The organism is Chelativorans sp. M5D2P16 (genome assembly GCF_034427935.1).
Classification (GTDB): Bacteria; Pseudomonadota; Alphaproteobacteria; order Rhizobiales; family Rhizobiaceae; genus Chelativorans.
Genome location: NZ_JAXQNM010000012.1, coordinates 206,674 through 232,434 on the forward strand (window position 1 = coordinate 206,674; position 25,761 = coordinate 232,434).

24 protein-coding genes and 1 tRNA gene are annotated in these 25,761 nt (G+C 65.8%); 11 read left to right on the forward strand and 14 right to left on the reverse strand.

Going from position 1 to position 25,761, the window contains the following annotated elements:
- Positions 1 to 31: 31 nt before the first annotated feature.
- Positions 32 to 292: a phosphoribosylformylglycinamidine synthase subunit PurS gene (gene purS / locus SIN08_RS06795; protein ID WP_322450817.1), complete on the reverse strand. Its 261-nt coding sequence runs from the start codon at positions 290 to 292 to the stop codon at positions 32 to 34.
- A gap of 61 nt (positions 293 to 353) precedes the next feature.
- The gene (gene purC, locus SIN08_RS06800; RefSeq protein ID WP_322450818.1) at positions 354 to 1,145 is read right to left on the reverse strand and encodes a phosphoribosylaminoimidazolesuccinocarboxamide synthase; all 792 of its coding nucleotides are present in this window, start codon (positions 1,143 to 1,145) and stop codon (positions 354 to 356) included.
- A gap of 238 nt (positions 1,146 to 1,383) precedes the next feature.
- Between purC and SIN08_RS06805 the strand changes: the two genes are divergently transcribed.
- A complete protein-coding gene (locus SIN08_RS06805; RefSeq protein ID WP_322450819.1) occupies positions 1,384 to 1,704 on the forward strand; it encodes a DUF1476 domain-containing protein in 321 nt (106 codons plus the stop codon).
- Here SIN08_RS06805 and SIN08_RS06810 read toward each other — a convergent pair.
- From SIN08_RS06810 to SIN08_RS06820, 3 genes are all read right to left on the reverse strand, one after another.
- Positions 1,691 to 2,248, reverse strand: coding sequence for an alpha/beta hydrolase (locus tag SIN08_RS06810; protein ID WP_322450820.1), 558 nt, complete (start codon positions 2,246 to 2,248; stop codon positions 1,691 to 1,693). The genes SIN08_RS06805 and SIN08_RS06810 overlap by 14 nt on opposite strands.
- Before the next feature lie 134 nt (positions 2,249 to 2,382).
- Positions 2,383 to 3,129 (reverse strand): LuxR family transcriptional regulator, encoded by a 747-nt coding sequence (locus tag SIN08_RS06815; protein WP_322450821.1) that lies wholly within the window; start codon positions 3,127 to 3,129, stop codon positions 2,383 to 2,385.
- A 199-nt stretch (positions 3,130 to 3,328) separates the two neighbouring features.
- On the reverse strand, positions 3,329 to 8,356 hold the full coding sequence (locus tag SIN08_RS06820) for a hypothetical protein (protein WP_322450822.1): 5,028 nt from the start codon (positions 8,354 to 8,356) through the stop codon (positions 3,329 to 3,331).
- A 248-nt stretch (positions 8,357 to 8,604) separates the two neighbouring features.
- Here SIN08_RS06820 and SIN08_RS06825 point away from each other — a divergent pair, with 248 nt between their 5' ends.
- A complete protein-coding gene (locus SIN08_RS06825) occupies positions 8,605 to 8,970 on the forward strand; it encodes an Hpt domain-containing protein (RefSeq protein ID WP_322450823.1) in 366 nt (121 codons plus the stop codon).
- Positions 8,971 to 9,058: 88 nt separating this feature from the next.
- Positions 9,059 to 9,379, forward strand: coding sequence for a 2Fe-2S iron-sulfur cluster-binding protein (locus SIN08_RS06830; RefSeq protein WP_322450824.1), 321 nt, complete (start codon positions 9,059 to 9,061; stop codon positions 9,377 to 9,379).
- 1 nt (position 9,380) lies between these two features.
- Here the strand turns inward: SIN08_RS06830 and SIN08_RS06835 are convergent, their stop codons facing one another.
- Positions 9,381 to 9,992 carry a DUF922 domain-containing Zn-dependent protease gene (locus SIN08_RS06835; protein ID WP_322450825.1) on the reverse strand — a complete coding sequence of 204 codons (612 nt, stop codon included), beginning with the start codon at positions 9,990 to 9,992 and terminating at the stop codon, positions 9,381 to 9,383.
- A 146-nt stretch (positions 9,993 to 10,138) separates the two neighbouring features.
- Here SIN08_RS06835 and folP point away from each other — a divergent pair, with 146 nt between their 5' ends.
- Together folP and folK are read left to right on the forward strand one after the other, a co-directional pair.
- The gene (gene folP, locus SIN08_RS06840; RefSeq protein WP_322450907.1) at positions 10,139 to 10,981 is read left to right on the forward strand and encodes a dihydropteroate synthase; all 843 of its coding nucleotides are present in this window, start codon (positions 10,139 to 10,141) and stop codon (positions 10,979 to 10,981) included.
- Positions 10,981 to 11,499, forward strand: a complete 519-nt coding sequence (folK, locus tag SIN08_RS06845) for a 2-amino-4-hydroxy-6-hydroxymethyldihydropteridine diphosphokinase (RefSeq protein WP_322450826.1) — start codon at positions 10,981 to 10,983, stop codon at positions 11,497 to 11,499. Before folP ends, folK begins: the two co-directional genes overlap by 1 nt.
- Before the next feature lie 54 nt (positions 11,500 to 11,553).
- Here folK and SIN08_RS06850 read toward each other — a convergent pair whose 3' ends face one another.
- The 4 genes from SIN08_RS06850 to SIN08_RS06865 form a co-directional block, all read right to left on the reverse strand.
- Complete coding sequence (locus SIN08_RS06850; RefSeq protein ID WP_322450827.1) at positions 11,554 to 12,099, reverse strand: hypothetical protein; 546 nt, start codon at positions 12,097 to 12,099, stop codon at positions 11,554 to 11,556.
- A gap of 131 nt (positions 12,100 to 12,230) precedes the next feature.
- Positions 12,231 to 13,304 carry a TIGR01620 family protein gene (locus SIN08_RS06855; RefSeq protein ID WP_322450828.1) on the reverse strand — a complete coding sequence of 358 codons (1,074 nt, stop codon included), beginning with the start codon at positions 13,302 to 13,304 and terminating at the stop codon, positions 12,231 to 12,233.
- Positions 13,301 to 14,764 (reverse strand): YcjX family protein, encoded by a 1,464-nt coding sequence (locus tag SIN08_RS06860; RefSeq protein WP_322450829.1) that lies wholly within the window; start codon positions 14,762 to 14,764, stop codon positions 13,301 to 13,303. Before SIN08_RS06860 ends, SIN08_RS06855 begins: the two co-directional genes overlap by 4 nt.
- Positions 14,765 to 14,827: 63 nt before the next feature.
- On the reverse strand, positions 14,828 to 15,334 hold the full coding sequence (locus SIN08_RS06865; protein WP_322450830.1) for a SixA phosphatase family protein: 507 nt from the start codon (positions 15,332 to 15,334) through the stop codon (positions 14,828 to 14,830).
- A gap of 218 nt (positions 15,335 to 15,552) precedes the next feature.
- Between SIN08_RS06865 and dksA the strand changes: the two genes are divergently transcribed.
- The gene (gene dksA, locus SIN08_RS06870; protein WP_322450831.1) at positions 15,553 to 15,969 is read left to right on the forward strand and encodes an RNA polymerase-binding protein DksA; all 417 of its coding nucleotides are present in this window, start codon (positions 15,553 to 15,555) and stop codon (positions 15,967 to 15,969) included.
- 146 nt (positions 15,970 to 16,115) lie between these two features.
- Here the strand turns inward: dksA and SIN08_RS06875 are convergent, their stop codons facing one another.
- From SIN08_RS06875 to iolD, 3 genes are read right to left on the reverse strand one after another with little or no spacing between them, the layout of a single operon-like run.
- Positions 16,116 to 16,931, reverse strand: a complete 816-nt coding sequence (locus SIN08_RS06875) for an SDR family oxidoreductase (protein ID WP_322450832.1) — start codon at positions 16,929 to 16,931, stop codon at positions 16,116 to 16,118.
- A gap of 5 nt (positions 16,932 to 16,936) precedes the next feature.
- The gene (gene iolE / locus SIN08_RS06880) at positions 16,937 to 17,836 is read right to left on the reverse strand and encodes a myo-inosose-2 dehydratase (protein ID WP_322450833.1); all 900 of its coding nucleotides are present in this window, start codon (positions 17,834 to 17,836) and stop codon (positions 16,937 to 16,939) included.
- A 3-nt stretch (positions 17,837 to 17,839) separates the two neighbouring features.
- The gene (gene iolD / locus SIN08_RS06885) at positions 17,840 to 19,690 is read right to left on the reverse strand and encodes a 3D-(3,5/4)-trihydroxycyclohexane-1,2-dione acylhydrolase (decyclizing) (RefSeq protein ID WP_322450834.1); all 1,851 of its coding nucleotides are present in this window, start codon (positions 19,688 to 19,690) and stop codon (positions 17,840 to 17,842) included.
- A gap of 106 nt (positions 19,691 to 19,796) precedes the next feature.
- Here iolD and iolG point away from each other — a divergent pair, with 106 nt between their 5' ends.
- The 4 genes from iolG (at position 19,797) to SIN08_RS06905 (ending at position 22,887) form a co-directional block, all read left to right on the forward strand.
- Entirely contained in the window at positions 19,797 to 20,804 is a 1,008-nt protein-coding gene (gene iolG, locus SIN08_RS06890; protein ID WP_416208024.1) for an inositol 2-dehydrogenase, read from the forward strand.
- Positions 20,805 to 20,868: 64 nt separating this feature from the next.
- Positions 20,869 to 21,684 carry an HpcH/HpaI aldolase family protein gene (locus SIN08_RS06895; protein ID WP_322450836.1) on the forward strand — a complete coding sequence of 272 codons (816 nt, stop codon included), beginning with the start codon at positions 20,869 to 20,871 and terminating at the stop codon, positions 21,682 to 21,684.
- Entirely contained in the window at positions 21,684 to 22,676 is a 993-nt protein-coding gene (locus SIN08_RS06900; protein WP_322450837.1) for a hydroxyacid dehydrogenase, read from the forward strand. Before SIN08_RS06895 ends, SIN08_RS06900 begins: the two co-directional genes overlap by 1 nt.
- Positions 22,677 to 22,813: 137 nt before the next feature.
- Positions 22,814 to 22,887, forward strand: a tRNA-Cys gene (locus SIN08_RS06905).
- A 36-nt stretch (positions 22,888 to 22,923) separates the two neighbouring features.
- Here the strand turns inward: SIN08_RS06905 and SIN08_RS06910 are convergent.
- Positions 22,924 to 24,702, reverse strand: a complete 1,779-nt coding sequence (locus SIN08_RS06910; protein WP_322450838.1) for a mechanosensitive ion channel domain-containing protein — start codon at positions 24,700 to 24,702, stop codon at positions 22,924 to 22,926.
- A 263-nt stretch (positions 24,703 to 24,965) separates the two neighbouring features.
- Between SIN08_RS06910 and SIN08_RS06915 the strand changes: the two genes are divergently transcribed.
- Positions 24,966 to 25,640: a protein-L-isoaspartate O-methyltransferase family protein gene (locus SIN08_RS06915; RefSeq protein ID WP_322450839.1), complete on the forward strand. Its 675-nt coding sequence runs from the start codon at positions 24,966 to 24,968 to the stop codon at positions 25,638 to 25,640.
- Positions 25,641 to 25,761: the final 121 nt, after the last annotated feature.

Genomic DNA, 25,761 nt, shown 5'->3' on the forward strand with positions numbered 1-25,761 from the left:
GGTTTCGGAACTGGTGGACGTCTCGGCGGGATCAGCTGCCTGCGATCTCGATCATGTAATCTTCGATCACGGTGTTCGCCAGCAGACGCTCACAGATTTCCTTCAGGGTCGCTTCCGCCTTCGTCCTGTCGACCGTCTCGAGCGTGACATCGAAGACCTTGCCCTGCCGCACCGAGCCGACTTCGCCATAGCCGAGGCCGTCAAGCGCGTGCTCGATCGCCTTGCCCTGGGGGTCGAGCACGCCATTTTTCAGGGTAACCATGATTCGGGCCTGAATCACTTCGCTCTCCATGCTGCGGGCCGGATCGGTGCACCGTTTCGCGGAAACAATGAAATGATCCGGCCATCTGCCCCTAGTGACGGGTTCGTCCGGCTGTCTTGGACGAGACGAGAACCGGCCCGCTGGGCTTCGGCGGGTCGTTTTCGTTCATGATGCCAAGCCGGCGGGCGACTTCCTGATAGGCCTCCACCAGGCCGCCCATATCGCGGCGGAAGCGGTCCTTGTCCATCTTGTCGCGCGTGGTCGCATCCCACAGGCGGCAGGAGTCGGGAGAGATCTCGTCGGCGACGACGATGCGCATCATTTCGCCTTCGAAAAGCCGGCCGCATTCGATCTTGAAATCGACGAGCTGGATGCCGACGCCGAGGAACAGTCCGGACAGGAAGTCGTTGACGCGGATGGCGAGCGCCATGATGTCGTCGATCTCCTGGGGGCTGGCCCAGCCGAAGGCGGTGATGTGCTCTTCGGCGACCATCGGATCGTCCAGTGCGTCTGCCTTGTAGTAGAACTCGATGATGGAGCGCGGCAGAACCGTGCCTTCCTCGATTCCCAGCCTCTTTGCGAGCGAGCCGGCGGCAATGTTGCGTACGACCACCTCGAGCGGAATGATCTCCACCTCCTTGATCAGCTGCTCGCGCATGTTGAGGCGGCGGATGAAGTGGGTGGGGATGCCGATCCGGTTCAGATGCTCGAAGAGATATTCCGAAATGCGGTTGTTGAGCACACCCTTGCCGTCAACGATCTCGTGCTTCTTTTTGTTGAAGGCGGTCGCGTCGTCCTTGAAGAACTGGATGAGCGTGCCGGGCTCCGGGCCTTCATAAAGGATCTTGGCCTTGCCCTCATAAATACGGCGACGACGATTCATTGGCTTGTCTCTGGTTTGTGCCGGTCTTCAAGGTGGTGATCATCAGCTCGACTCGGCAAGAGGGGGAGTGAGCCAATCGGCCTGTTGCGGTCTGTAGCGCAAACGCGCCGCCACCTCAATCGGCATTTGCCGCCATCAACGGAATTGCGCCAGCCGATGCGTGTTGACCGGCGATCATATCAGCCGGATAGTGTCCGGTATCGCGTGAAACCCCGACGGTCAGGAGCCCCGGAGAAACATGAGCAGCTTAAAGGATCGCGAAGAGACATTCGAGCGCAAGTTCGTCCATGACGAGGAAATGAAGTTCAGGGCGGTCTCGCGCCGCAACAAGCTGCTGGGCCTGTGGGCGGCAGAGAAGCTTGGAAAATCGGGAGAGGCCGCCGACGCGTATGCGATCGAGGTGATCAAGGCCGATATCGAGGAAGCGGGCGAGGAGGATGTGTTCCGCAAGATCCGCCGGGATTTCGATGCCGCGGGGGTGCAGCAGTCGGACCATCAAATCCGCCGCACCATGAGCGAGCTTTTGGCCACCGCCATCGATCAGGTCAAGCGGGAGTGAGCCGCGACAGGAAGCGGGCGAAGGTCAGCGAACCCTCGGGCCAGGGTCCGAAACCGGACTCGGCATTGATGTGTCCGGCATTGCCGGCGTCGAGCAGCTGTGCGCCCCAGGCGGCGGCGATATCCTCGGCTTGCGCGAAGCTGCCGAAATGGTCGTTGCGGCTGGCGATCACCAGTGCCGGAAAGGGCAGGCGCGCGCGCGGGTAGGGACCGAAGGTCATCAGATGTTTCGGCCGGATTTCCGGATTGGCCACGTCCGGCGGAGCGACGAAGAAGGCACCCGCCACGGGCTTGCGAAACGCGCCGATTGCCTGCACGGCGGTGGCCACGCCCAGCGAGTGAGCGACCAGAACCACGGGCTTTTCCGCTTCGTTCACCGCCTCGGCCACCTTCGCCACCCAGTCCTCGCGCACGGGCTTGGACCATTCGGCCTGCTCGACGCGGCGGGCGGTCGACAGGCGTGCCTGCCAGCGGCTCTGCCAGTGGTCGGGGCCGGAATTGGTGTAGCCCGGGACGATCAGAATGTCGGCGTCTTTCGCTTGCATGGCCCGCATGTAGCGGCCCGTGACGCGCCGTGCAACAGCCGCCGCTCGCAGGGGCGGCGTCTTCTCCGGTGAGCACTGAAATGCCGGAAGCGGGAGGATAAGCGCCCGCCATTGCCTGGGGCCTTTGCGGCCGATCACTCGTCCTGGGGGTGGATCAGGCCGTGCTGCATGGCCCTTGCGACGGCTTGCGAAAGCGTCCTGCATTTCAGCTTTTGCCGGGCGGTCCGCAGATAGCTGCGCACCGTGTATTCGGAAAGATCGCAGATCGCGGCGATCGCCTTGGCCTCCTTGCCCCGCGCCGTCCACAGCAGGCACTCTGTTTCGCGCGGGGAAAGCGAGGGAGCCGGGCCCGAGGTCGCTGCGATCTCGCTCACGGCCTTGTCGTGGATTATCTCCGCCAAAGCACTGAGCGTCGGCAGGTTCCGGTCGATGAAGTCGGCCCATTCCGGCGCCGGCATGTCCGCGTTGAGCGTGAGGAGCGACCTCCTGCCTGCGCGATCGACGACCGGGATCGCATAGCCTCTCTCGGCAAGCCCATGGGCCAGCGCATCGGCCATCAGAGCCTTCTCGGCCTCGCTATTCCAGTCAAGTTCGTCCCACGCAAACGGACGCGTGGACCGAAACCCCACCTGCACTACGGGGTCGACGGTAATGTAGCTGCGCAACAGATAGCGGGCGATCCACTGCGGCGGGTAGGTGCTCCTGACAAACGGGATCGAGACCGGTGAGGCCGGCGCTACGGCCGTGCAGTGGGTGACATGGTCGACGCAGAAGCGGTCGCGGGTGAGCATCACGGCTTCCTCCACGCTGGCCGTCTGCGCCACGGCCCGTCGGATCTCCGTCAGTTCGCCCTGCTCGGTCCAGCCATGCCCACCATGCATGCGACTCCCCTTGTCTCCCCCACGAAGATGCGTCGCGACGCCGCCAAATGCAAGCCCAAGTAGAGCAGGCCCAAGTGGAGCAGGCTATGGGCTGGCGGTGTTGTGCTGCAGTCTCGACCGTATGCCCGATTGAGGCTCTCAAAGAAAAACCCCGGCGCGGCGGCCGGGGTCTTGCGCGTTGGCGGGATCGGATCTGCGATCAGCGCAGCCGTCCGCTGGCATGGGCGAGCATGGTGTAGACCTTCCCGGTTTCGGAGGTGAGGTAGGTCTGGCTCATCATATTCTCGCGATCGTTGCGTGCGACGTCCGCCAGCAGCTTTTCGAAATCGCGGCAATACTGGTCCACCGCCTTGCGGAACTCGGCGTCGGAGCGATATTTGCGCTGGATCTCGTCAAAGGTCTGCTGGCCTTTCAGCGTGTAGAGCCGGCGGGTGAAGACGTGTCGCTCGCCGCGGCGATACCGTTCCCACAGCTCGATGGACGCCTCGTGGTCGATGGCTCGGGCGATGTCGACCGAGAGCGAGTTGAGGGATTCCACCACGTGAAGGGGTGTGCGGCCCTTGTCGCTCGCCGCGCCGTTTTCCTTCTGCACACGCTCCTCCTCGCGCGAAGCACTGCGCAAGAGGTCGCGGATCCAGCCGCCGCCGGAGGCGGCAGGGGCGGCGTCGGGCGCCTCGCGCTCGGGGCCGCGTGCGGAAGCGGGAGACTGTGGCGCGCCGGCAGGCGCGGGGCGTTCCATCACGCGCGGGGCGGCCGCGGCTTGCACGGCGATGGGGGCGGCCGGTGCTGTTGCATTGCGCGCCGGCTCCGGCGCGGGGGAAGGAGCGGAGCCGACGTCGTGCAGGCGTCCCGATTTCGCGACGATGTCGGAAAGCTCCTTGAGCGCGTTGATCTGCTCGGTGATGGCGCGCCGCATGGCCGAGGTCGACTGCTTCGCCTCCTGCGGCAGTTCCACGATGCCCCGCTGCATGTCGGCACGGGTCTCCTCGAGCTCGGTGCGGATTTCCATGGCCGTCCGACGAATGTCGTCCGTGGCCCCGGCGAAGCGGCTCGTGGCCGCTTCCAGCACCTGGTTGATCGCCTCCCGGATGGTCTCGGCCGACTCGCGCGTGCGTCCCTCGGCCGTATCCAGCAGCCCATCGACCAGGCCCTCGAAGGACTTCATGGTCGTTTCGATCTTTTGCGACTTCTCGACAAGGCCGTTCGCTAGGGTCTCGAGCGCTTGCTGACGGCCTTCGAGGGTCGAGCCCAGGCCGCTCTGCGCCTGCTCGAGCAGGTTCGAGGCGCTTTCCAGCACGCGGCTGTGGTCTTCGAAACGGCTGGCGATGGCGGAAATCTCACGCAAGGTGCGCTCCGAGAAGTCCGAAAGGCGGCCCGAATTCGCGTTGATGAGGCTTGCGGAGTTGGCGAAGGTCTCGGCTGCCTTCTCCGCGCTCTGGGCGAATTCACGCGTGGTGCTGGTGAGCCTTTCGTCGACGCTCGACAGGTTCTGCGATGCCGATTCCACGAGTTCGCCGAGCTTCTCGCCGGAGGCGTTCAGGCGCGCCAGGAGGTCGTCCACCTTGCCGGAGAGGTTCGTACGGGCGTGCTCGATCGCGTTCAACGTCTCGGCGGTGCGGCTGGCCAGCGCGTTGACGAGTGCGGCGTTCTCCTGCTGCAGGCGCTCGGTTGTGCGCTGGGTGACGGCCTCGATGCTCTGCTGCAATTCTCCGCCGCTGGCTTCGAACCGCTCCACGAGCGGACGCGCCGTTTCGTCGAGAACGCGGGCGATCTCGGCGCTGCGCCCGGCCAGCATGGCGTTGAACTCCTTGGTGCGCTCCTCCAGCGTGCGCACGGTCTCGCCCGTGCGCCTGGAGATGTGCTCGTTCACGGCGGCGAAGGTCTGGCCGATGGTGTCGGCGGTGGACACCAGGTCGGCCTGGGTGCGCGAGAGTTGTTCGCCGACATGGTTCGCCGCCTGCTCGGCGCTTTGTTTCAACCGCTCTTCGGCATCGCCGATGCCTGCGCTGAGGGTCGTCTGCGTGCGCCCGAGGCTTTCGTCGATGCGTTTTTCGACCTCCGACATGCTGTTGACAAAGGTAGAGGCGGTGGAACCTGCGGTCGCCTTCAGGCGGTTTTCGATCTCTGCCAGCCTTTCGGCCATGGCCGCGGCGCGGGCGTCCAGCTCGGCCGAGGTCTGGTGCGTGCGGGCGATGATGCGCTGGTCGACCTCGTCGAAGGTCTGCGACAGGCCCGCGGCACGCTGCGCCAGGGTTTCGGCGGACTCCCGCGTCCGCGCGGCGATGCGCTCGTCGACACCCTCGAAGGTGCGCGCCACCGTTTCGGCCCGGCTGTCAAGAACCTGCGCGGTCTCGGAAATGCGCGCGGCGATGCGCTCGTCGACACCCTCGAAGGTGCGCGCCACCGTTTCGGCTCGGCTCTCGAGTACCTGCGCGGTCTCGGAAATGCGCGCGGCGACCCGCCCGTCGATGTCCGCGAAGTGCTGGCCGAAGGCGTCGGTCTGCTCGGCGATGCGCCGCGCCGCGCCTTCAAAGGTCCGGTCGATGCGGTCGGCCTGTTCGCCGAGCTGGCCGGCTGCGCTGTCGACGCGTGCGGCGATCCGCTGATCCACCCCGTCGAGCACTCTGGCCGTCTCGTCGCCGAGTGCGGCGGTGGCTTCCGTGACCTTCTCGCGCAGGGCGCCGGCCACCACGACGGCACTGTTTTCCAGCGTCTGGCGGACATTATCGACGCCGACCGTCAGCGCCTTCTCCATGGTCTGCGTTCGCTCCTCGATCACGCCGATCTGCTGGTTGAAGGCGGCGTTAACCTGGTCGACATCGGCACGAATGGCGTCGGTGAGCGTTTCGCGCTGCTCGGCGATCCGGGCGATGTCGTGTTCCAGAGCCGAGGAGAAATTGCTGCGCGTCTCGGAGAACTTCTCGATCTGGCCGGCGATGCGGGCCTCGAAGCCGTTGCGGGTCTCTTCCAGCTTGCGCAGATCCGCATCGAGCAGCCCCTGGAGACGCTCCTGGCTCTGCGTGACGGCTTCGACCTGCCGTCCCACGGCCTCGTCGATGCGCCCTTGCACGGCGTCGAATTTGCCGAGATCGGCATCGAGCCGTGCGCTCAAGCGCGCCTGGCCGTCTTCCAGGAGCCGTCCGAATTCCTCGCCCTTGGATTCGAGTACCAACGATGTCGAGGCAACGAGGCCGGAAAGGTCATTGTCGATTGCGTTCCTGCCCGCCTCGACGGCTGCGGAGACGTCGTCGCGGCCGCGCGCAAAGGTGTCAGCGATCTCGCGCGCACGCTCCACGAGCGATTCGTTGATGCCGCGGGCGCGGGCTTCGAGTGCCGCATCGAGCTTCTGCATGCCCGTATCGAGCGCTTCCGCACGAGTCGAAAATTCGGCGATAAGCGACTGTCCGCGCTGGGAAAGCGCGTTTTCCAGCTGGCTCAGTCGGGAATCGAACTCGGCATTGAGCTTGTGCGACGCCTCGCCCAGGGAATTGACCAGGCCGGACACGCGGCCGTCGAAGAGCTCGCCCAGCGAGCGGGTGGCATCCTCGGTGCGTTCGCCGAGGGCGGCGATGCGCTGGTCGAGCAGGCCGGCGATGCCTTCGCCGGATTCGGTGACACGCTGCGACAACATCTGGGCGCGCTGCTCGAAGGTCTCGGTGATGGCCGCGCTCGAATGGTTCATGCGCTCGATCAACTGTTCGGTCGAGCCGTCGAGGACGGTAATGCGCTCGTCCAGCGCCTGCGTTACCGCATTGCCGGAATGCGTTATGCGGCCGGCGACGTCGCCCGCGCGCTGATCGATGGCCTGCGTGATCGTCCCGGTCGATCCGTCGACACGCTCCACGAAACGGTCGGTCGCGCTGCCCAGCGAGGCAACACGCTCGTCGAGTAGCCGCGCCACCGAGTCGCCCGAGGTCGTGATCCGCTGCGCAAGGTCTTGCGTGCGCTGATCGATGGCCTGCGAGACCGTGCCGGTGGACTCGTCCATGCGCTGGATGAAGTTCTCCGCCGAGGTGGTGAGGGAGGAGATGCGCTGGTCGAGCAGTCCGGCGAGGTTGTCGCCGGCCGAGGTGATGTGCTTCGACAGCGTGTCGGTGCGCTCGTCCATCGCCAGGTAGATGGATTCACCCGTGGCGTTGATGCGCTCGACCAGATTGTTGCCCGACTGGCCGAGGGACTCGGTGAGCCTTTGCGACGCGCCGTCGACGCTGAGACGGATCTGTTCGCCGGCGGCGTCCAGCTCTTCCTTCAGAATTTCGTGGGCGCCGGTGATCGAGGCGCGCACGCGTTCGGCGTGGCTGACGATACCTTCGCGCTCGCTGCCCAGACTGTCGACCAGAAGGCGGATGCGCGACTCGTTCTCCGAATAGGCGCGCTCCAGCTCGTTGACCTCCGTGTGCACCAGCGTCTCGAGCTCGACGGCGCGCGCCAGGGTGCGCTCGATGCCGTCGCCCATGGCCTGCACCTCCCGGCGCACGGCCTGGCCGACCATCATCACCCGATCCTGGGCAAGGTTTTCCGGCTCGGCCAGCCGGAAGGCCATCTCCGCCATCTCCTGGGCGGCGATCCGCATTTCCTGGGCCCGGCGGATCATCACCGCGAAGCCCCAGAACAGCATGACCGGGACGAGGGCGCCGACGGCAAGCGCGATGGCGTGGGGTGCGGCCAGCAGGCCCTCGGGCGAGCGGATCTGCCACAATGCCGGCCCATAGAGCAGATGGCCGATCATGATTGCGCCGGCGATCCAGAGCACCGACAGGACGGCGGCGGCCCAATAGATGGTGCGTGAGGGTTGCCGGTCGAACTTGCGCGCGGCGTAGCGGACCTCGCGCTGCTGGTCGTCGTTGGCCGGTGCCAGGATGAAGGGGGTGGAGCTCGACGGTCCAGGCTCGGCGGGACGCAGCTTTTCGGCGCGTGCCCCGGAGGGTGCTTCCTCGGCAGCCGCCGCGTCGGCCCCGGCCGAGGCTTCCTCCGCCTTCGGCTCGTCCTCCGCGTGGCCGTTCATCCCGTCGTCGATGCCGCTGTCGTCCGCATCGTCGTCGCGCCCTTCGCGCGCCAGCTCTTCCGCGGCGAGCGAGATCTGCGCCTCGAGGTCCTCCATCGAGGCGGCCACATCCAGATCGCCGTCGGCGTTCTGGAACTCGGCCGCATCGAGCTCGAGTGCCTCCTCGAGTTCCCGCGCGAAATCATCCTGCGGTGCCTTCTTTGTTGTTATATTTTGCGCCATACGCCGTCACCCTGTACTCTTTGGGCCGTTCCGAAACGGATCCTCGCGGCCCTTTTGCACCCACATTGCGCCGATCCGTATCGTACTGACACAGGGTTGTGATGAAAATACGTTCTGGCGGCGATACCCAAAAGTTTAAACATAAGGTTAACGATAGTCTCGTCGAATTGCGGGCATTCAGGTTTCGCTGTTAACGCAATATGCACGCGCGGGTCCCTAGGCCTCGTGCGTTCGATCTCGGGGGCGTCATGCATAACGGGCAGCACAACAAAGGTCGGCAGGTCGGGGAGCCACCGATCGATCTTACGCATCTGAGCCGCCAGACTCTTGGTGACACGGTGCTGGAGCAGGAAGTGCTCGGGCTGTTCGTCGAGCAGGCGGTCACCGTTCGCGATGCATTGTCGAATTCGGACACCCAGTCACGCCGGCAGCTCGCCCACAGCCTGGTAGGCTCGGCGCGGGCCGTCGGGGCCTTCGCGCTGGCCAACTGCGCGGCCGCGGTAGAGAAGGCGCCGTTTTCCCCCTCGCTCAGCGAGCGCCTCGGCGAACTGGTGGAGGAGGTGCGGCTGTTCGTGCACGATCGATTCGAGCCGCCGGACCCCCGCAGCGGTTGACACCTCGGGTGCAGTCATTATGTCGAACCTCGATGGCTGCCGGCCGCAACGCCGGTGCGACGACACTCCCTTCGGACCCACTCAATATATGACCAAGCTCACCTACATCGCTTTCGACGGCTCTCGCTTTGAGGTGGAAGCCGAGAACGGTTCTACCGTGATGGAAAACGCCATCCGCAACGGCGTGCCGGGCATTGAGGCCGAATGCGGCGGTGCCTGTGCCTGCGCCACCTGCCACGTCTATGTGGACGAGGCATGGACGGATGTCGTCGGGCCGCCGGAGGCAATGGAGGAGGACATGCTGGACTTCGCCTACGAGCCGCGGCCCAATTCGCGCCTGTCCTGCCAGATCCGGGTACGCGACGAGCTCGACGGGCTGGTTGTCGAGGTGCCGGAGCGGCAGGGCTAGCTCAAGGCTGCAACCGGCCGGCTTCGATCTGCTCCAGCCGGTAGCGCAGAAGGCGCAGGATGCGGCTTTCGAAGTTGATCGCCTCGATGCGGTCGAACCGGTCCTGGGCGGCATCGTGCTCGGCCAGCATGCGCGCCGTCGTCGCTTCCGCCTTGCGCGCCAGCGCCTCGCAGCTTGTCATGCGGCCCAGATTCTTCAGCGCGTCTTCGAGGCGGCGCGCATGGGTCTTGGCGATGCTGAGATGGCTTTCCTCGTGGCGCTTGATGTCGCGGGAGAGCGTGTCCCAGATGAGCCGCACCTCCCGCTCCGCCCGCCGCCGGTCGCGCCATTTGGGCAGCAACACCTTGGCTTCCACGCTGACACGGGCATCGGCGACGTGGCAGTACCCGTCGCCTTCGGCATAGTCGATCCGGGTGGTGAATTCCATGCTCGTGGCGCCGGGGTGTCTCTGGCCGGTGCTCTCCAGGCGGGGCCCGCGCTCCCGCAATTGCCGCTCGATTTCCGTCAGGGTCATACCGCCCACGGGAAAATAGCTGTAGGTGCGCGACAGGCTGGCGGCGGATGCCGGCAGGACGATCGAGAAAGCCAGAAGAACGCAAACTGCAGCACGCATCGCGAGCCTCCCGCCGATGACATTGCTGCAAGGCGAGGAAGGACGCAAGGCAAAGCTGCGCCAAAGGAGCCGGGACCGGAAATGTCGATTGATTTCGCTCGCGGTGCGTCCCACAACTCGGATCGGCAACATACGGGACGAGGATGATGGAAACACCGCGCCAGTGGAAACTCGCCCATGGGCGCTCGCTCGAACTCGGAGCCGAGGCGCACATCATGGGCATTCTCAACGTTACGCCCGACAGCTTCTCCGACGGTGGGCGCCATGCGGCGGTCGATAGCGCGCTGGCGCGCGCGCGCGTAATGCTGGAGGAAGGAGCCGCCATCATCGACGTGGGCGGCGAGTCGACGCGCCCCGGGGCGACGCCGGTCGAGCCGTCGGAAGAGCAGAAGCGGGTGCTGCCCGTCATCGAGGAACTGGCGGAAGAGGACGGGATGATCCTGTCCATCGACACCTACCACGCGGAGACGGCGCGGCTGGCGGTTGCCGCCGGGGCGCACATCGTCAATGACGTCTGGGGCCTGCAGAAGGACACGCGCATCGCCGCCCTTGCCGCCGAAACCGGTGCGGGACTGGTGATCATGCACAACGGGCGCGAACGGGAGAAGCTGCCCGACGTCATCGCCGACCAGTTCCATTTCCTGCGCCGTTCGCTGGATATCGCCCGCGAGGCGGGCGTGCCCGACGCGCAGATCGTGCTCGATCCGGGTTTCGGCTTCGCCAAGGACACGGACGAGAATTTCCGGATCATGGGGCGCTTCGGCGAACTGGCCGGGCTCGGGTTTCCGCTCGCCGTCGGCACCTCGCGCAAGCGCTTCGTCGGCGCGCTGACCAATCGCGACCGGGACGAACGGGCCGTGGGCACCGCCGCCACCAGCGCGCTGTTGCGGCTGAAGGGCGCATCGATCTTTCGCGTGCACGACATTCCCGAGAACCTGGACGCGCTGCGCATCGCCGATGCCGTGCTGACCGCTGGACGGGAAGGGTGATGGTCGCTGCACGAAACCGCGCCTTTCTGGGGCTCGGCGGCAATATCGGTGATCCCGCCAGAGCCATGGCGGCTGCGCTTCGCGAACTCGCCGCTTCCGCCGAAACGAGGGTGGCGGCGGTCTCCGCGCTTTACCGGACGCCGCCGTGGGGCAAGCGCGATCAACCCGATTTCCTGAATGCGGTGGCGGCGGTCGAGACCGGCTTGCGGCCGCGCGATTTGCTGACATTCTGCCTGGACATCGAACGCGAACTGAAGCGCGAGCGGCGCGAACGCTGGGGACCGCGCCCGATCGACATCGATATTCTCTTCTTCGGAGATGAGCGTGTCGCGGAAGAGGGCCTGGAGATCCCCCATCCGCGCATGCTGGAGCGGGCTTTCGTGCTGGTGCCGCTGGCCGAGATCGCCCCCGGTCTCGTGGTGGATGGACGCACCGTCACCGAGCATCTGGAGGCGATCGACACCTCGGGAATCGACAGGATCACCCCGGACGGCAGTTGGTGGCTGGATAAGCGTTGAGCAATTCGGGGAAGGTGATGCCGGCGGTCCGCCCGGAATTGCGCAAATCAGATGTTATTCGGTTGCCAGCGCGCCCACGGCCTGCGTGTCGAGCCGCTTCAGCGTCATGCCGATGACCGGCACCAGTTCCTCCTCGACATGGACGGAAATGGTTATGTTCATCGTCTCCTCGTCGGTCAGCTGGGCCCGCATGGCGCCGGTCAGTTCGTTGCGGTGGATGCCGAAGACGGCGTATTTGCCGTTCACCGATCCGCTGACCACGTCGAGCCCCTTGCCCTTTGCGCCGTCGAGGAAGGTACCGCGATAGCCCGAACGCGCACGCTCGACCTGCGCCGACATGTCCTGATTGAAAACGCCGACACGGCAGCCGCCGTCGAGCGCCATGCCGATCGCATTCCGCGGGGTCGAGCCGGCGAAGGTGCAGACGAACTTGGTGCCCTTGTACTTGCCGGCGACGATTTCACCGGGCCCGGACCATTGGCCCTCGACCTGCTTGAAAAAGCGCTGGTCGCGCTCGGAGGCTGCGGCTGGTTCCTGCGCGGTAACGGCCAGCGCAGCGGCAAACGGCAGGAGAGCAAGCAGGCGCGAAGCTGACGACATGGGAACCCGGACAAACTGCGTGGACGATCCCGCCCAGCATGAGGAATTTTGGTTAACGCTTTATCACCGGGCGATGCCGAGCCGGGCACCGCCCGCGCGAAGATGCGGCAATCGGGCCGGCCGGACAAGCCTCATTTGCGTTTCTTCGCTGCTGTTTCTTCGTTTTTCGAGGCGAATTGGGTCAGCGCCTTCAGGAAATCGCCCATGCCGGGGCGCTCCACGGCACGGAAGGCGAGGGGGCGGATGGTGGCCATGGCGGCAATCCCGATTCGCGCCGTCAGCATGCCGTTGACGATGCCTTCGCCGAGCCGTGCCGAAAGCCGCGCGGCAATGCCGTGGCCGACGATCTGCTGGACGAGCGAATCGCCCATGGCCATCGAGCCGGTCACCGCCAGATGGGCCAGCACACCTCGTGACAGGCGCAGGAAACCCAGAAAGCCGGGCCGTCCGCAATAAAGTTCGGAAAGCCGGCGCAAAAGCCGTGCCGCCTCGAACAGGACATAAGCCACGTCGACCAGCGCGCGCGGGCTGACCGCCGTCACCATCGAAACGCGCTTGGCCGCGTCGAGCACGAGCTTCTGGGCACGGGCGTCAATGGGGGAGAGCAGCTCCTTCTCGGCGATGCGCAGAAGATCTCGGCCGTCGATGATCTCTCCTTCGAGTTCCTTGAGCGCGCGCCGCCCCGCTGCCGTTTCGGCGTGGCTGGACAGAAGATTCGTGAGATCGGTCACGACCCTCTGCGCTGCACGCGTCTCGTCGCTTTCATACGCCTCGTCCGCGCGCCGTCGGATCTTCTCCACCGAGGCAAGACGGGAAAGGGCGACGGTCTCGCGGGCGAGGATCGCCAGAAATGCGAGAAATGTGACGAGCGCCAGCCCCGCCGCAACCCAGCCCAGCCAGTCGGCGCGGGCGAAGAGGCCGCGGATCAGTTGATCGGTCCACAGGCCCACCGCCAGCGAGACGAGGAGGGCAAGGGATGCAAAGAAGATCGTGCCGAGGCGCGAGCGACGCCGAGGCGCGGTTGCCGGCGGCGGGGTCGCAGCGGGTTCCAGCGCCTCGAAGGCGTCGATTTCGGCCGGCGTGACGGTGACTGCCTCGTCCACCTTCATCGCGCGCGGCTTGCGCTCGCCTGCGCGCGCACCGCCTTTGGCAGGCTTTTCGGCCGGCTCGATGCGGAAGGCGGCGGGACGGCGGGGTTCACTCATGCGAGCTGCTCTCCCAGAAGGAACTGGAGGGCGCGGTCGAGGCGGATATGCGGCAGCGAGAGCGTCACCCCTTCGGCCGTGCGCTCCAGTCTCGGCGGGCGGAAGCGCACGAAGCGGATCGCCGGGACGGCGGCGGGTGCCGTGTCCTTGCGGAAGAGGGCGGCCGGGCTTTCCGGCAGGTCGCCGGGGAAGACCGCCGTTTCGGCCTCGCCGTCGAAGGTATCCTCGCCGATCGTCTCGCCGGCGAGTGGCGTGCCGATGATGACGGGCAGCGTCTCGCGGCTGCGGCTGACCGTGCCCTCGCGCGTGGCGCGGACGGCGGCCATGGCGACGACGTCGACTGCGGCGCCGGAAAAATCGGCCCGGGCGATGGCGCGCTCGGCGAGCCGGCGGACGATCGCCTGGAGCCGGTCATGGCTTTCATGGTGGATGTGATCGGCCTTGGTGGCGGCGATCAGGATCCGGTCGATCCGGCGGGCGACGAGATTGGTCAAAAGGCTCGTCCGCCCGGGGCGGAAGCAGGACAGGATCTCGGTGAGCGCACGCTCCAGATCGTTGACCGCCGCCGCGCCCGCATTGATCGCCTGCATGGCGTCGATGAGCACGATCTGCCGGTCGAGCCGGGCAACATGTTCGCGGAAGAAGGGCTTGATGACATGGGTCTTGTAGGCCTCGTAGCGGCGCGCCATCATCGCCTGCATGGAACCGGGGCGGGGCCTGCCTTCCGCGAGCCTGGCGAGCGGCGCGAAGGTCAGCGCCGGCGAGCCCTCCAGGTCGCCGGGCATCAGGAAGCGGCCGGGCGGCAGGGTGGAGAGGGCGAGGCCGTCTTCCTTGCAGGCTTTCAGATAGGTGGCGAAGCTTTCGAAAAGTCGCCGCGCCAGCACCTCGTCGGCATCCGCGTCCGGGTCGATGCTGGCGGCGAGGTCGCGCCAATCCTTGGAGATGTCGCGGCGCGGCTCGGATTTCGCCATCTCGACGGCTTCGCGGCTGAAGGTTTCGAAGCTCTTGCCGAGTAGCGGCAGGTCGAGCAGCCACTCTCCCGGATAGTCGACGATGTCGATGGACAGCCGGCCACGCGAGAACATGCGTCCCCAGGCCGAGGCCGATTCGTAATCCACCGTCAGCCGGAGCTCGGAAATGGCGCGGGTAGATTCGGGCCAGACGCGCCGGTCGACGAGATCGGCGATGTGGTCCTCGTACTGGAAGCGCGGCACCGCGTCGTCCGGCTGGTGCTCCAGATAGGCCTTGGCGATGCGGCCGGAGGCCTGCGCCTCGAACAGCGGCAGTCGCCCGCCATGAACGAGATTGTGCACCAGCGCCGAGATGAAGACCGTCTTGCCGGCCCGCGAGAGTCCCGTCACGCCGAGCCTGAGCGAGGGTGACCAGAGCCCCGTTGCCCGGTCGGCGACGGTATCGAGGGCGATGCGGGCCTCGTCGGCCAGATTGGTCAGCGATGGCAAGGGCTTTCCTCGAATCGTTGCAGTCCGGATATAAGCAAAGGGAGGTGGCGATGAAATGGCCGTTCACGCGCCCGGCGGGACGAAGGCGGAAAGCCTGCCCTTGCCCGGCGCGATTTCCGAGAACGGTTCGGTGAACTCGATTACCGCCAGGCTGCCGGCGGCGAAGCCGCGCCCGGCAGCTGCCATGGCTTCGGGCGTGCCGCTATCCGCCAGAAGATGGCAGAGGTGCTGCATCGTCGGATTGTGGCCCACCACCAGCAGTGGCCCGGGCGTCGGTATCGCCGCGATTAGAGCCAGGCATTCCGCCGTGTCGCCCTGGTAGAGCTCGGGCGCATGCAGCGTCTCGATATCGGCGGCGGCGAGTTCGCCCGACAGCACATGCCAGCTTTCGCGGGCGCGCGCCGCGCTCGAGCACAGGACGAAGGTCGGGACGAGGCCGGTCATGCGCATATGCCGGCCGAGGCGCGCCGCATCTTCGCGTCCGCGCAGGGTCAGCGGGCGGTCGAAATCCCCCGTTCCCGGTCTGGTCCAGGCGGCCTCCGCGTGCCGCAGCAGATAGAGCCGGTGCAAGGCGCTCCCTCCTTTGGTGCGACCAGATTCCACCGGCCTTCCGGCGACCGATCTTACGTGTTTGCCGGCAGCGCGCAACGTGACGGTCCGGCATCGCCGTCCTGCCGCCGGGAAAATTTGCGGCGATTTTGACATTTGCGTTATCGCACCACTGATTGTGCTTGTCCCCGCCGCGCTGCCCGAATATATAGGCGCCGCTGGTAAACAGTGGGGTTACCATGACCGATCTCGTCGATTCCGACTACGTGCCTTCCGAAGACGAGCCCTTCATGAATGAGCGCCAGCGCGCTTACTTCCGAAGCAAGTTGATCAAGTGGAAAAACGACATTCTGAAAGAAGCGCGCGAAACACTCGATGCGCTTCAGCGTGAGAATGCAAATCATCCCGACCTGGCCGACCGGGCATCCTCGGAGACCGACCGGGCCATCGAGTTGCGCGCCCGTGACCGCCAGCGCAAGCTGATCGCCAAGATCGACGCCGCGCTGCAGCGCCTGGACGAGGGCACCTATGGCTACTGCGAGGAGACGGGGGAGCCGATTTCCCTCAAGCGGCTCGACGCCCGCCCAATCGCCACGCTCTCCATCGAGGCCCAGGAGCGCCACGAGCGGCGCGAGAAGGTCTACCGCGACGACTGAAGCAGAGGCTTCTGTGGCGGCCACGCGCGATATGCCGGAGGGGCCGGCACTATCGTATCTTTAGCGCATGCCGTATCTGGAGCGGCTTACTATCAGACAGTGCGCTACAGGCCAGAAGGCCGCGAAGGAACCTGGTGCCGGCGCCTTCAGAGCGTCATCGCCTTTTCTGGCACCGGCATGCTGCCGGATGCGGCACCCCAGACCGTCTGGTCGTAATTCACCACCGCACCGGTCATCAGCCCGGCTTCGTCTGAGACCAGGAAGTTGACCGCCCGGGCGGCCTCTTCCGGATCGACGAGGCGGCCGAAGGGGAGCGCTGCCGTGGCCTTCCGCTCCCAATCCGGGTCGCCGGTCTCGGCTGCCTGGAGCGCACGCTCGTTGTCGCTCGACATCCAGCCGACATTGAGCTGGTTCACCCGGATCCGGTTCTTCATCACCGAGAATGCCGTGTTGCGCGTCAGCGTCGCGAGCGCGCCCTTGGTGGCGCAGTAGGCGCTGATGTGCGGCTGGCCCGCACGCGCAGACGTCGAGCCGATGTTGACGATGGCGCCCTCGATGCCGTCGCGGATCATGCGCCGGATCGCCTCCTGCATCAGGAAATAGGGCCCGCGCACATTGACGGCGAACAGCATGTCGAACAGCGCGGGCGAGGTGTCGAGAATGGTGCCGCGGTCGGTGCGCGCACCGGCATTCACCAGCACATGGATGCGGCCGAAGATCCGCTCGGCCTCCGCCATGAGCCGGCGGCAGTCCTCGACGTCGCCGAGATCGGCACGCACGAAATGCGCCGGCACGCCGGTGTCGCCGGTGATCGCCTCGGCAACGGCACGGCCCTTTGCTTCGTTGCGGCCGGTCGTCACAAGGCCGGCGGCGCCCGCCGCCGCCAGACGTCTTGCGATGGCCGCCCCGAGCCCCTGAGTGGAGCCCGTGACGACGCATACCTTTCCGTCCATCCGGTTCATGTCCTTCACTCCTCCACCGTGTAGCCCGCTGCGGCCATGAGGCGCAGAAGCTCGGCGTGGCCGATCTCGGCCATTTTCAGCGGTGGGGCCTTGGCAGGATCCTGCTCCGCCTCGATGACGAACCAGCCCTCGTAGCCGTAAGATGCGAGCCGTTTCGTGATCGCCTCGAAATCGAGCGTGCCGTCGCCCGGGACGGTGAATGCGCCCTTGAGCACCGCATCCAGGAAGCTTTCGCGCGCGCGGTCGATCCCGTCCATCACCTCCCGGCGGATGTCCTTCATGTGCACGTGGGAGATGCGCGCGTGGTGCTTGTCGATGACGCGCAGCACGTCGCCGCCGGCGAACGCCATGTGGCCGGCGTCGTAGAGGAGGGGCAGCCCCTGGCCGGAGTTCGTCATCAGGAGGTCGAGATCTTCCTCGGTCTCGATGGGTGCGGCCATGTGATGGTGATAGGCGATCGGCATGCCCTGTTCGGCGCACCACTCGGCGAAGGCGGTCATCTTCCGGCCGTAGATCTTGATGTCCTCTTCGCTCAGCCGCCGGCGTGTGGCGAGCGGGGCGTCGCGCTTGCCCTGGATCGAGCCGGCCGTTTCTCCATAGACGAGACAGGGCGCGCCCAGCGCCTTGAAGAGCGCCATCTGCTCGGCCACCCGGTGCTTTTCCTCCTCGACCTCGCCGTCGAGCAGACGACCGGAATACCAGCCGCCGCAGAGCTTCAACCCATGGTTCTCGAGAAGGGGACCGAGGACGGCCGGATCCTTGGGAAATTTGCCGCCCGTCTCGATGCCGCTGAAGCCAGCCCGCCGCGCTTCGGACAGGCAGGTTTCCAGCGGGGTTTCGCCGCCCAGTTCCGGCAGGTCGTCGTTGGACCAGGCGATCGGGGCAATGCCGAGTTTGGCCTTCATGCATTATACTCCGACGCGCTGCTTGCCGCGGATTTCGACCTGCTGAGCGCGGGCCTCCTGCACGGTCTGGCGGGTGGAGACCTCGGGTACGCCTACATCCCAGTCAGCGTCACCCGGCACCCAGTGATAGGCGTCGGTGAGGATGGTGATGACGGTGGTGCGGTCGGTGGTCTGTGCCCATTTCATGGCCGCGTCGAGATCGGCAAGGCTCGCGCAATGGCGCGTCAGCGCCCCCATCGATTCAGCGTGCTTGGCGAAATCCACGGCGAACGGTTCCCGCACGCGGCAATCCTTGATGAGGTTGTTGAAGCCTGGCACGCCCTTGAAGTTCTGCAGCCGGTTGATGACGGCGAAACCGCCATTGTCGCAGACGACGACAATCATCTTGTGCCCGGTCAGCACCGAGGAATAGATGTCCGAGTTCATCATCAGATAGCTGCCGTCGCCGATCATGACGATGGGTGTGCCGTCGCCGTCCTTGGCCATGGCATGGCCCCAGCCGGCGGGGATCTCGTAGCCCATGCAGGAGTAGCCGAACTCGCAGTCGAAGGTGTTGGGGCTTTTCACCCGCCACCCCTTGGTGACTTCGCCGGGCAGGCCACCGGCGGCGGCGATCAGCGTGTCGTCCGGCCCCGCATGCGCATTCACCGCGGCCACGACCTGCGCATAGGTGGGGACCGGCGCATTGGTCGGCGCTTGGTGCCGGTCGAGAAGTGCGTTCCATTCGGCAAAGAGCGCGCGGGCGTTCTCCATCCATGAAACCGGCGCTTTCCACGCGCCCAGTGCGTCGTTCAATTCGTTCACCGTCTCCAGCGCGTCGCCGACGACGGCCAGAGCCCGGTGCTTGGTCGCGTCCCAGCGCGCCGTGTTGATCGAGATGAAGCCGGCCCGGGGGCTGAACGCCGTCCACGAACCGGTGGTGAAGTCCTGAAGTCGCGTGCCGATGGCGAGAACTAGGTCGGCTTCGGCCGCGAGCGTATTGGCGGAGGTCGAGCCGATGATGCCGATCGGACCGGCATGGACCGGGTGATCATGGGTGAGGGCACCCTTGCCCGCGATGGTCTCCACGACCGGTATGCCGCGCTCCTCGGCGAAGGCGGCGACCGTCTCCTCCGCGAGCGAATAACGCACGCCGCCGCCCGAGACGATCAGCGGCTTCTTCGCCGTCCGCAGGAGTTCCGCCGCCTCGGCGAGCCGCGTACGGTCGGGGCGGGGGCGGGGGACGGACCACACGGTCGGCTGAAAGAAGATTTCCGGGTAGTCGTAGGCCAGTTCCTGCGTATCCTGGCACAGCGCCAGGAAAGCCGGGCCGCAATCGGCCGGGTCGAGCATGGTTGCTACCGCCTGGGGGAGCGACGAAATGATCTGCTCGGGGCGGGTGATACGGTCCCAGTAGCGCGAAACCGCCTTGAAGGCGTCGTTGACGGTCGTCGTCGGGTTGCCGAAATGCTCCACCTGCTGCAGCACCGGGTCCGGCACGCGGTTGGCGAAGGTGTCGCCGGAAAGCAGGAGCACCGGCAGCCGGTTGGAATGCGCCACGGCGGCCGCGGTGACCATGTTGGTCGCGCCTGGACCAATGGAGGAGGCGGCCACCATGATCTGCCGCCGCTTCTTCGCCTTGGCGTAGGCGATCGCCGCCAGCGCCATGGATTGCTCGTTCTGGCCGCGCCAGGTGGGAAGCTGGTCCTGCGCGCTCTCCAGCGCCTCGGACAGGCATGTCACGTTCCCATGGCCGAAAATGGCAAAGACCCCGGCAAAGAGCGGCACGCGCTCGCCGCCGATCTCGGTGAACTGGTTGCACAGATAGCGCACGAGCGCCTGTGCCATCGTCAGGCGGACCGTCGGCATGCTCATTGCGTCTCCTCCCGGAATGATCTGCCGCTGCGATTATTACGGAATACGTATTGACAATTCAACATCCTTGCAATGAAATTTGCTAACTCGTTCTGGGAGGGTCGTGATGCTGACCATCGCCGTTCTCGGCTGCGGACGGATCGGCCGCATGCATGCGGCCAACGTGGCCGCACATCCGCGCACGACGCTGGCGATGGTCTACGACATCCATCGCCCGTCGGCCGAGGATGTCGCCGGCCGCCACGGCGTCTCGGCAGCCGAAAGCGCGGAGGCAGTATTCGCCTCGGACAAGGTGGACGCGGTGCTCGTCGCCACGGCCACGGAGACCCACGCCGATTACATCGAAAAGGCGGTCGCGGCGGGCAAACCGGTGCTTTGCGAGAAGCCGATCGACCTTGATCTGGCGCGGGTCAACCGTTGCGCCGAGGCGGTGCGTGCCAGTTCGGTGCCCGTGCAGATCGGCTTCAACCGGCGCTTCGACCCCGGCCACAGTGCGGCCCGCGCAGCCGCCCATTCCGGTGACATCGGTGATTTGCACCAGGTCATCATCACCTCGCGCGACCCCGGTATGCCGCCGCGCGCCTATTACGAGGCGGCCGGCGGGCTGTTCCGCGACATGACGATCCATGATTTCGACCTGGCTCGTTTCATGCTGGGGGCGGAACCGGAGGAGGTGTTCGCCGTTGGCGGCCGCCTCATCGACCCGCCCCTGATGAACGAACTCGATGACTTCGATACAGCGATGATCGTGATGCGCACGGCCGATGGCCGACAGTGCCATATCAACAACTCGCGCACCGCGACCTATGGCTACGACCAGCGCGTGGAATTGCTCGGCAGCAGGGGCATGCTGATCAGCGGCAACCGCAGGCCGCACGAACTGACCCGTTATTCGGCGATGGGAGCGGGAGGGGGCGAGCCGTATCTCGATTTCTTCATCGAGCGTTATCAGGAGGCCTTCAATGCCGAGATCAGCGCCTTTGTCGATTGCATTGAAAAGGGCGAGCAACCGACGGTGCGTTTCGAGGACGGGCGGCGCGCGCTGATCCTTGCCGAAGCGGCGGCGCGTTCGGCTGCGGAAGGCCGGATGGTGAAGGTCGGCGAGGTCGCGTAGCGCCATGTCGACGACCGCTCCGGCACCCAAGTTTGCGCAAGTCGTCACCTGAGGAGGGGCCGGTGTGATCAGAAACAGACTCAAGCAGATCTGGGCGGAGGACAGGCCGGCGATCAATGGATGGCTTTCGATCGGCAATCCTTTCGTCGCCGAGATCATGGCGGCCCAGGGCTATGACAGCATCTGCATCGATGCTCAGCATGGCGCGCTCGATTATTCCATGGTGCTGCCCATGTTCCAGGCCATGCGCGCGTCCGGCGTGGTGCCGCTGGCGCGTGTGCCCTGGCGCGAGCCGGGCATCGTCATGAAGGTACTCGATGCCGGCGCCTATGGCGTGATCTGCCCGATGATCAACACGCCTGAACAGGCGGCGGAATTTGCCGGCTATGTGCGTTATCCTCCGGCGGGCCAGCGCAGTTTCGGCCCCACAAGGGCGAGTTATGCCGCCGGGTCCGACTATGCTGCCGAGGCCAATGACGAGATCCTGGCCTTCGCCATGGTGGAGACGGCCGAGGCGATGCGCAATCTCGATGCGATCGTCGCCACACCGGGGATCGACGGCATCTATGTCGGGCCCGCAGACCTCACGCTGAGCCTGACCGATGGACGGTTGGCTCCGGGATTCGACCGGGAGGAACAGGAGATCGTCGAAGCGCTGCACCGGATCGTGGCGGCCTGCAAGACGGCCGGCAAGCGCGCGGTGCTGCATTGCGGCACGCCTGAATATGCCGCCCGTGCGATCGGCTGGGGCTACGACATGGTGACGGTCTCGGGCGACACGCGGCTGCTGGCGGGTGCTGCCCGTGCCAGCGTGTCCCGTTTCCGCGCGTTGACCGGAGAGCAGGTAGGCAAGAGCGCGGCGGAGAAGGGTGGTTCCTGATGCCGCACGTGCTGGTGGCGGGCAAGCTGCACCCCAGTGGCCTGGCGCTTCTGGAGGCGGCGCCGGACGTCACCTATGATTACGTGGAGGAGGTGTCCGAGGCGAGCTTCGCACCGCTGATCGGGGCCGCGGAGGGTTTGATCCTGCGTACCCAACCTTTGTCTGCTGCCACGATTGCGCGCGCGGGCAAGCTCAGGATCGTCTCCCGCCATGGAGTCGGCTACGATGCGGTCGATCTGCCCGCGCTCGAGGAGCGCGACATCACCTTGACGGTGGTCGGCGATGTCAACTCCCTCGCGGTGGCCGAGCACGCCATGATGCTGCTGCTCGCCACTGCCAAGAGGGCCGTCCGGGCCGACCGGTCGGTGCGCGCCGGGGACTGGCGCTGGCGCGACTGCCTGCAAGCCCGCGAGCTCGCCGGGAAACGGCTTCTGATCCTGGGTTACGGCCGTATCGGGCGCCATCTGGCGCGCCTGGCGCGCGCTTTCGGCATGGAGGTCGGCGCCTACGATCCGTTTGTCGGCGAAGACGGCTGGACGGAAGACGGCGCGACACCGGTTCGGGCGCTGAAACGAGGTCTCGCCTGGGCCGACATGATCTCGGTGAACGTGCCCAAGGGGGAGCGACCCCTTCTCGGCGGGGAGGAGTTCGCCCGGATGAGGCCGGGCGCCATTCTCGTCAACACGGCGCGCGGCGGCGTGGTAGACGAGCAGGCCCTGGCGGCTGCGCTCGCGTCGGGCCGGCTGGCCGGCGCCGGGCTCGACGTGTTCGAGGACGAGCCGCCGCCGACCGACCATCCGCTGATGGGATTCGATCAGGTTGTCCTGTCGCCCCACATCGCCGGACTGACTGCCGAATGCAGCCAGCGCATGGCTGTCGCCGCGGTCGAAAACGTGCTCGACTTTTTCGACGGCAGGGTGGACCCCGCTCTCGTGGTGAGCCCCACGGAACGCCTGAGGCCGTCGTCTCCTCGCAGAGCGGGCCATGACTGACCGGCTTGTGGCGCCCGGCGGCGGGGCTTCCCATATGCGGGGCGCGTGGCATTGGGAAAACTGCCTGGAGAGCGCCTTCGGTGCTTGACGCCCACCAGCGCGCAACATATTGAACACGTCATTGCCCGGCCGGGCATGGCCTCGTGGCGGAGTGGTTACGCAGAGGACTGCAAATCCTTGCACCCCGGTTCGATTCCGGGCGAGGCCTCCAAATTCTCCGCGGCCGGGTTCAACGGATTTCCTAATTTTACGGCGTATCCCGTTCCGGGCGCGAGATGATCGCGCCGCCGGGGTGGGCCGGGTGGAGCCTGCGTGCGGGCAGCGCGAACTCGCTGCCGCAGGCCTCCACGCAGTGTTTCACCGAAAGCAGCATTTTCCCTTTTTCCAGAAGGAACGTGTCGTAGTCGGCGATGCGCAGGTGGGCGCGCAGGTGAATTTCGAGCCGGTCGCTGCGGATTGCTCTGAAGCGCACCCAGCTCGTGTCTGGTATGACGAGAGGGTGGTCCTCAAAGACTTGGTGCAACCGGGCGAGCAGGTTTCGGAAATCACCGTCGGCGGTGTCTAGGCGGATGCCGATGACCGTGTCGAACATGTGCTGGTCGCGGCGGGTATAGTTGACGATCCTTTCCTTCGCGAATTCCGAGTTGGGAATGCTGACGAGGGTGCGGTCGAGCGCTCTGATCCGAGTCGAGCGGATGCCGATTTCCTCCACGGTGCCCAGGATGTCGCCGCAACGGCAGAAGTCACCCGTACGGGCCGGACGGTCGGCGAAAAGGATCACGCCGCCGATAAAGTTTTCGATCGTCGGCTGGGCCGCCAGCGCGATCGCCAGTCCGCCAATGCCGAGACCGGCCAGAACCCCGAACAGTGGAATGCCTATGGCCGCAGCGGTGTGACTCCACAGAAGCACCGCCAGTGCCAGGCCCAGGACCCGGAAGCCGGCCCGCAGCAGATGCGCATCGAGGCTGCCCGGCAGGATCGAGGGCGATTTGATGATCAGTTCCGCGATCGTCCGGCACGCAATCACCGCGAGCCAGCCCAGGCTGGCGGCGATCAGAAGCTGTGTGGCCGCATCGGCAATGAAGTAGGCTGTGCCGGTGAGGCTGACGAGGTCGAGAACCGCGGTCAGGAAGAGGGCTCCCAGAACGGCCAGCACGAGCGGCAGAACGGCTTGGTGCAAAGTGTCCCAGACGGACACCTCCTCCTCTTCCCCGGTGTGTCGCCAGCGCCATTTTACGGCCAGTGCAACGGCCAGCCCGGCCGCTGCCGTCCACAAGACCAGTGCGAGCCATTGCCAGACCGCGTTGCCGGCGATCGATGCGGTCAGCCATTCCGGTCCATCGTGAATGAAAACGTACCAGACCGGCGGCAGGATTCGCCCGGGCGAGAGGCTGTAGAGGGCATAAGCGTCCACGCTCCCGGAGCGACTCGGCAGGGAACGGACGGCCTTGTAGATCGTGGAAATGCGATCGACCGTGCTGGCGGACACGGCAAACTCGCCCGCATAGCTCTGGCCGTCCTGCTGCACGATGAGAATGCCGGTATCCGGCACTCTCCAGTGCAGGAGGGGCCGACCGGCGGCACTGGCTTCCCGCACGGCCTGGAGATCCGGAAATTCCGTCGTCTCGGGCAGCGGGACGCGGTCGAGCACCTCTTCGAGCTGCAGCACGACTTCCACCTTCGTGTGCGCCAGGATCGCCGGCGGAATCCGAGACAGATCCAGCGCATTGGCGGCGGTGTCGATCAGGATTTCCGCCCGCTCGGCCATCGCCTTGGCCTGCCGCGATGCGAACAGGCCGCCTTCCTCAAGGCGCAGCCGATGGGCTTCGATCACCAAGCTGCCTGCTTCGGCCGCCGCGGATCTGAACGTTTCAAGCGTGGCTCGGGGGCTCGTCAGGTCCTGATGGAGGTAGGGATAGGCCGCGGACGTTTCCTCTGTCCGGGCCGGTGAAGCCGAGGGCAGGGCGAGCGCCACCAAAACGAGCACCACGAGGCGGCGGAAGGCGTGAAGAGGGGCAAGCTTCATCGGACGTTGCAGATTTGAATGGACCTTTGATGCGGCATCAGCCAATGCCGGTTTCCGCAAGATCCGGGTAATGGGCAAAGAAGGATTCGCAGAGCCGGGCGGGCACGCCCTGCAAGTCGCTGATTGACGATCGGGAAGAATTTTGCCACATCCCAGCCGAGTTGTGCGCGGGTGGGAGGCAGGTCGATGTCCGTTTCACGTTCGTGCACATGGTTCGACGATCAGGGGTGCGCGCCGGCGCGCCGGAGACGGGAACGAGGGTGATGAACGCCGATTTTTCCCTGCAGCGCGCCAAGATGATCGAAGGGCAGCTGCGTACGCGCGACGTGACGAATGTCGCGCTCTTGGAAGCCTTTCGCGAGATACCCCGCGAGCTTTTCGTGCCGGGAAGGCGCCGCAACCTGGCCTATATGGACGAGGATCTGGAGATCGCAGCGCCAGCGGGTGGCGCGCCCGCGCGCTACCTCATGGAGCCCGCCCAGTTCGGCCGGCTGGCTCAGCTTGCCGGCGTCCGGCAGTCCGACCTCGTTCTCGATATCGGCGCGGCAAGCGGCTACTCCACGGCCGTCCTGTCGAAGGTCGCTAGTTTCGTGGTTGCGCTGGAATGCGATCCGACACTCGCGGAAATGGCGGCGAGCAGGCTCGCAGAGCTCGACTGCGTCAACACCACGACCGTTACCGGGCCGCTGGAGCAAGGTTATCGGGAAGAAGCACCTTACGACGTGATCTTCGTGGGAGGTGCCGTGGAATATGTGCCCGAGGCGATTCTCGACCAGCTTGGCGAGGGAGGGCGGCTGGTTGCGGTGATCGGCTACGGCAATGCCGCCCGGGCACATCTTTTCCTCAAGGAGGACGGTGTGGTTTCTTCGCGCGCGGAGTTCAATGCCGCGGTGCAGCCGCTGCCCGGTTTCAGGCGTGAGGAGGGGTTTGTATTTTGATGGCGGGTCTGTTGCCTTTGCGCAACGGATTTGATCGAACGGATGATGTAACGTGCTGTCCTGCCGGATTCGCATCATGGGGGTGCGATTCGGGGAGGGGTGCTCGTGGCCGCTGAGGCCA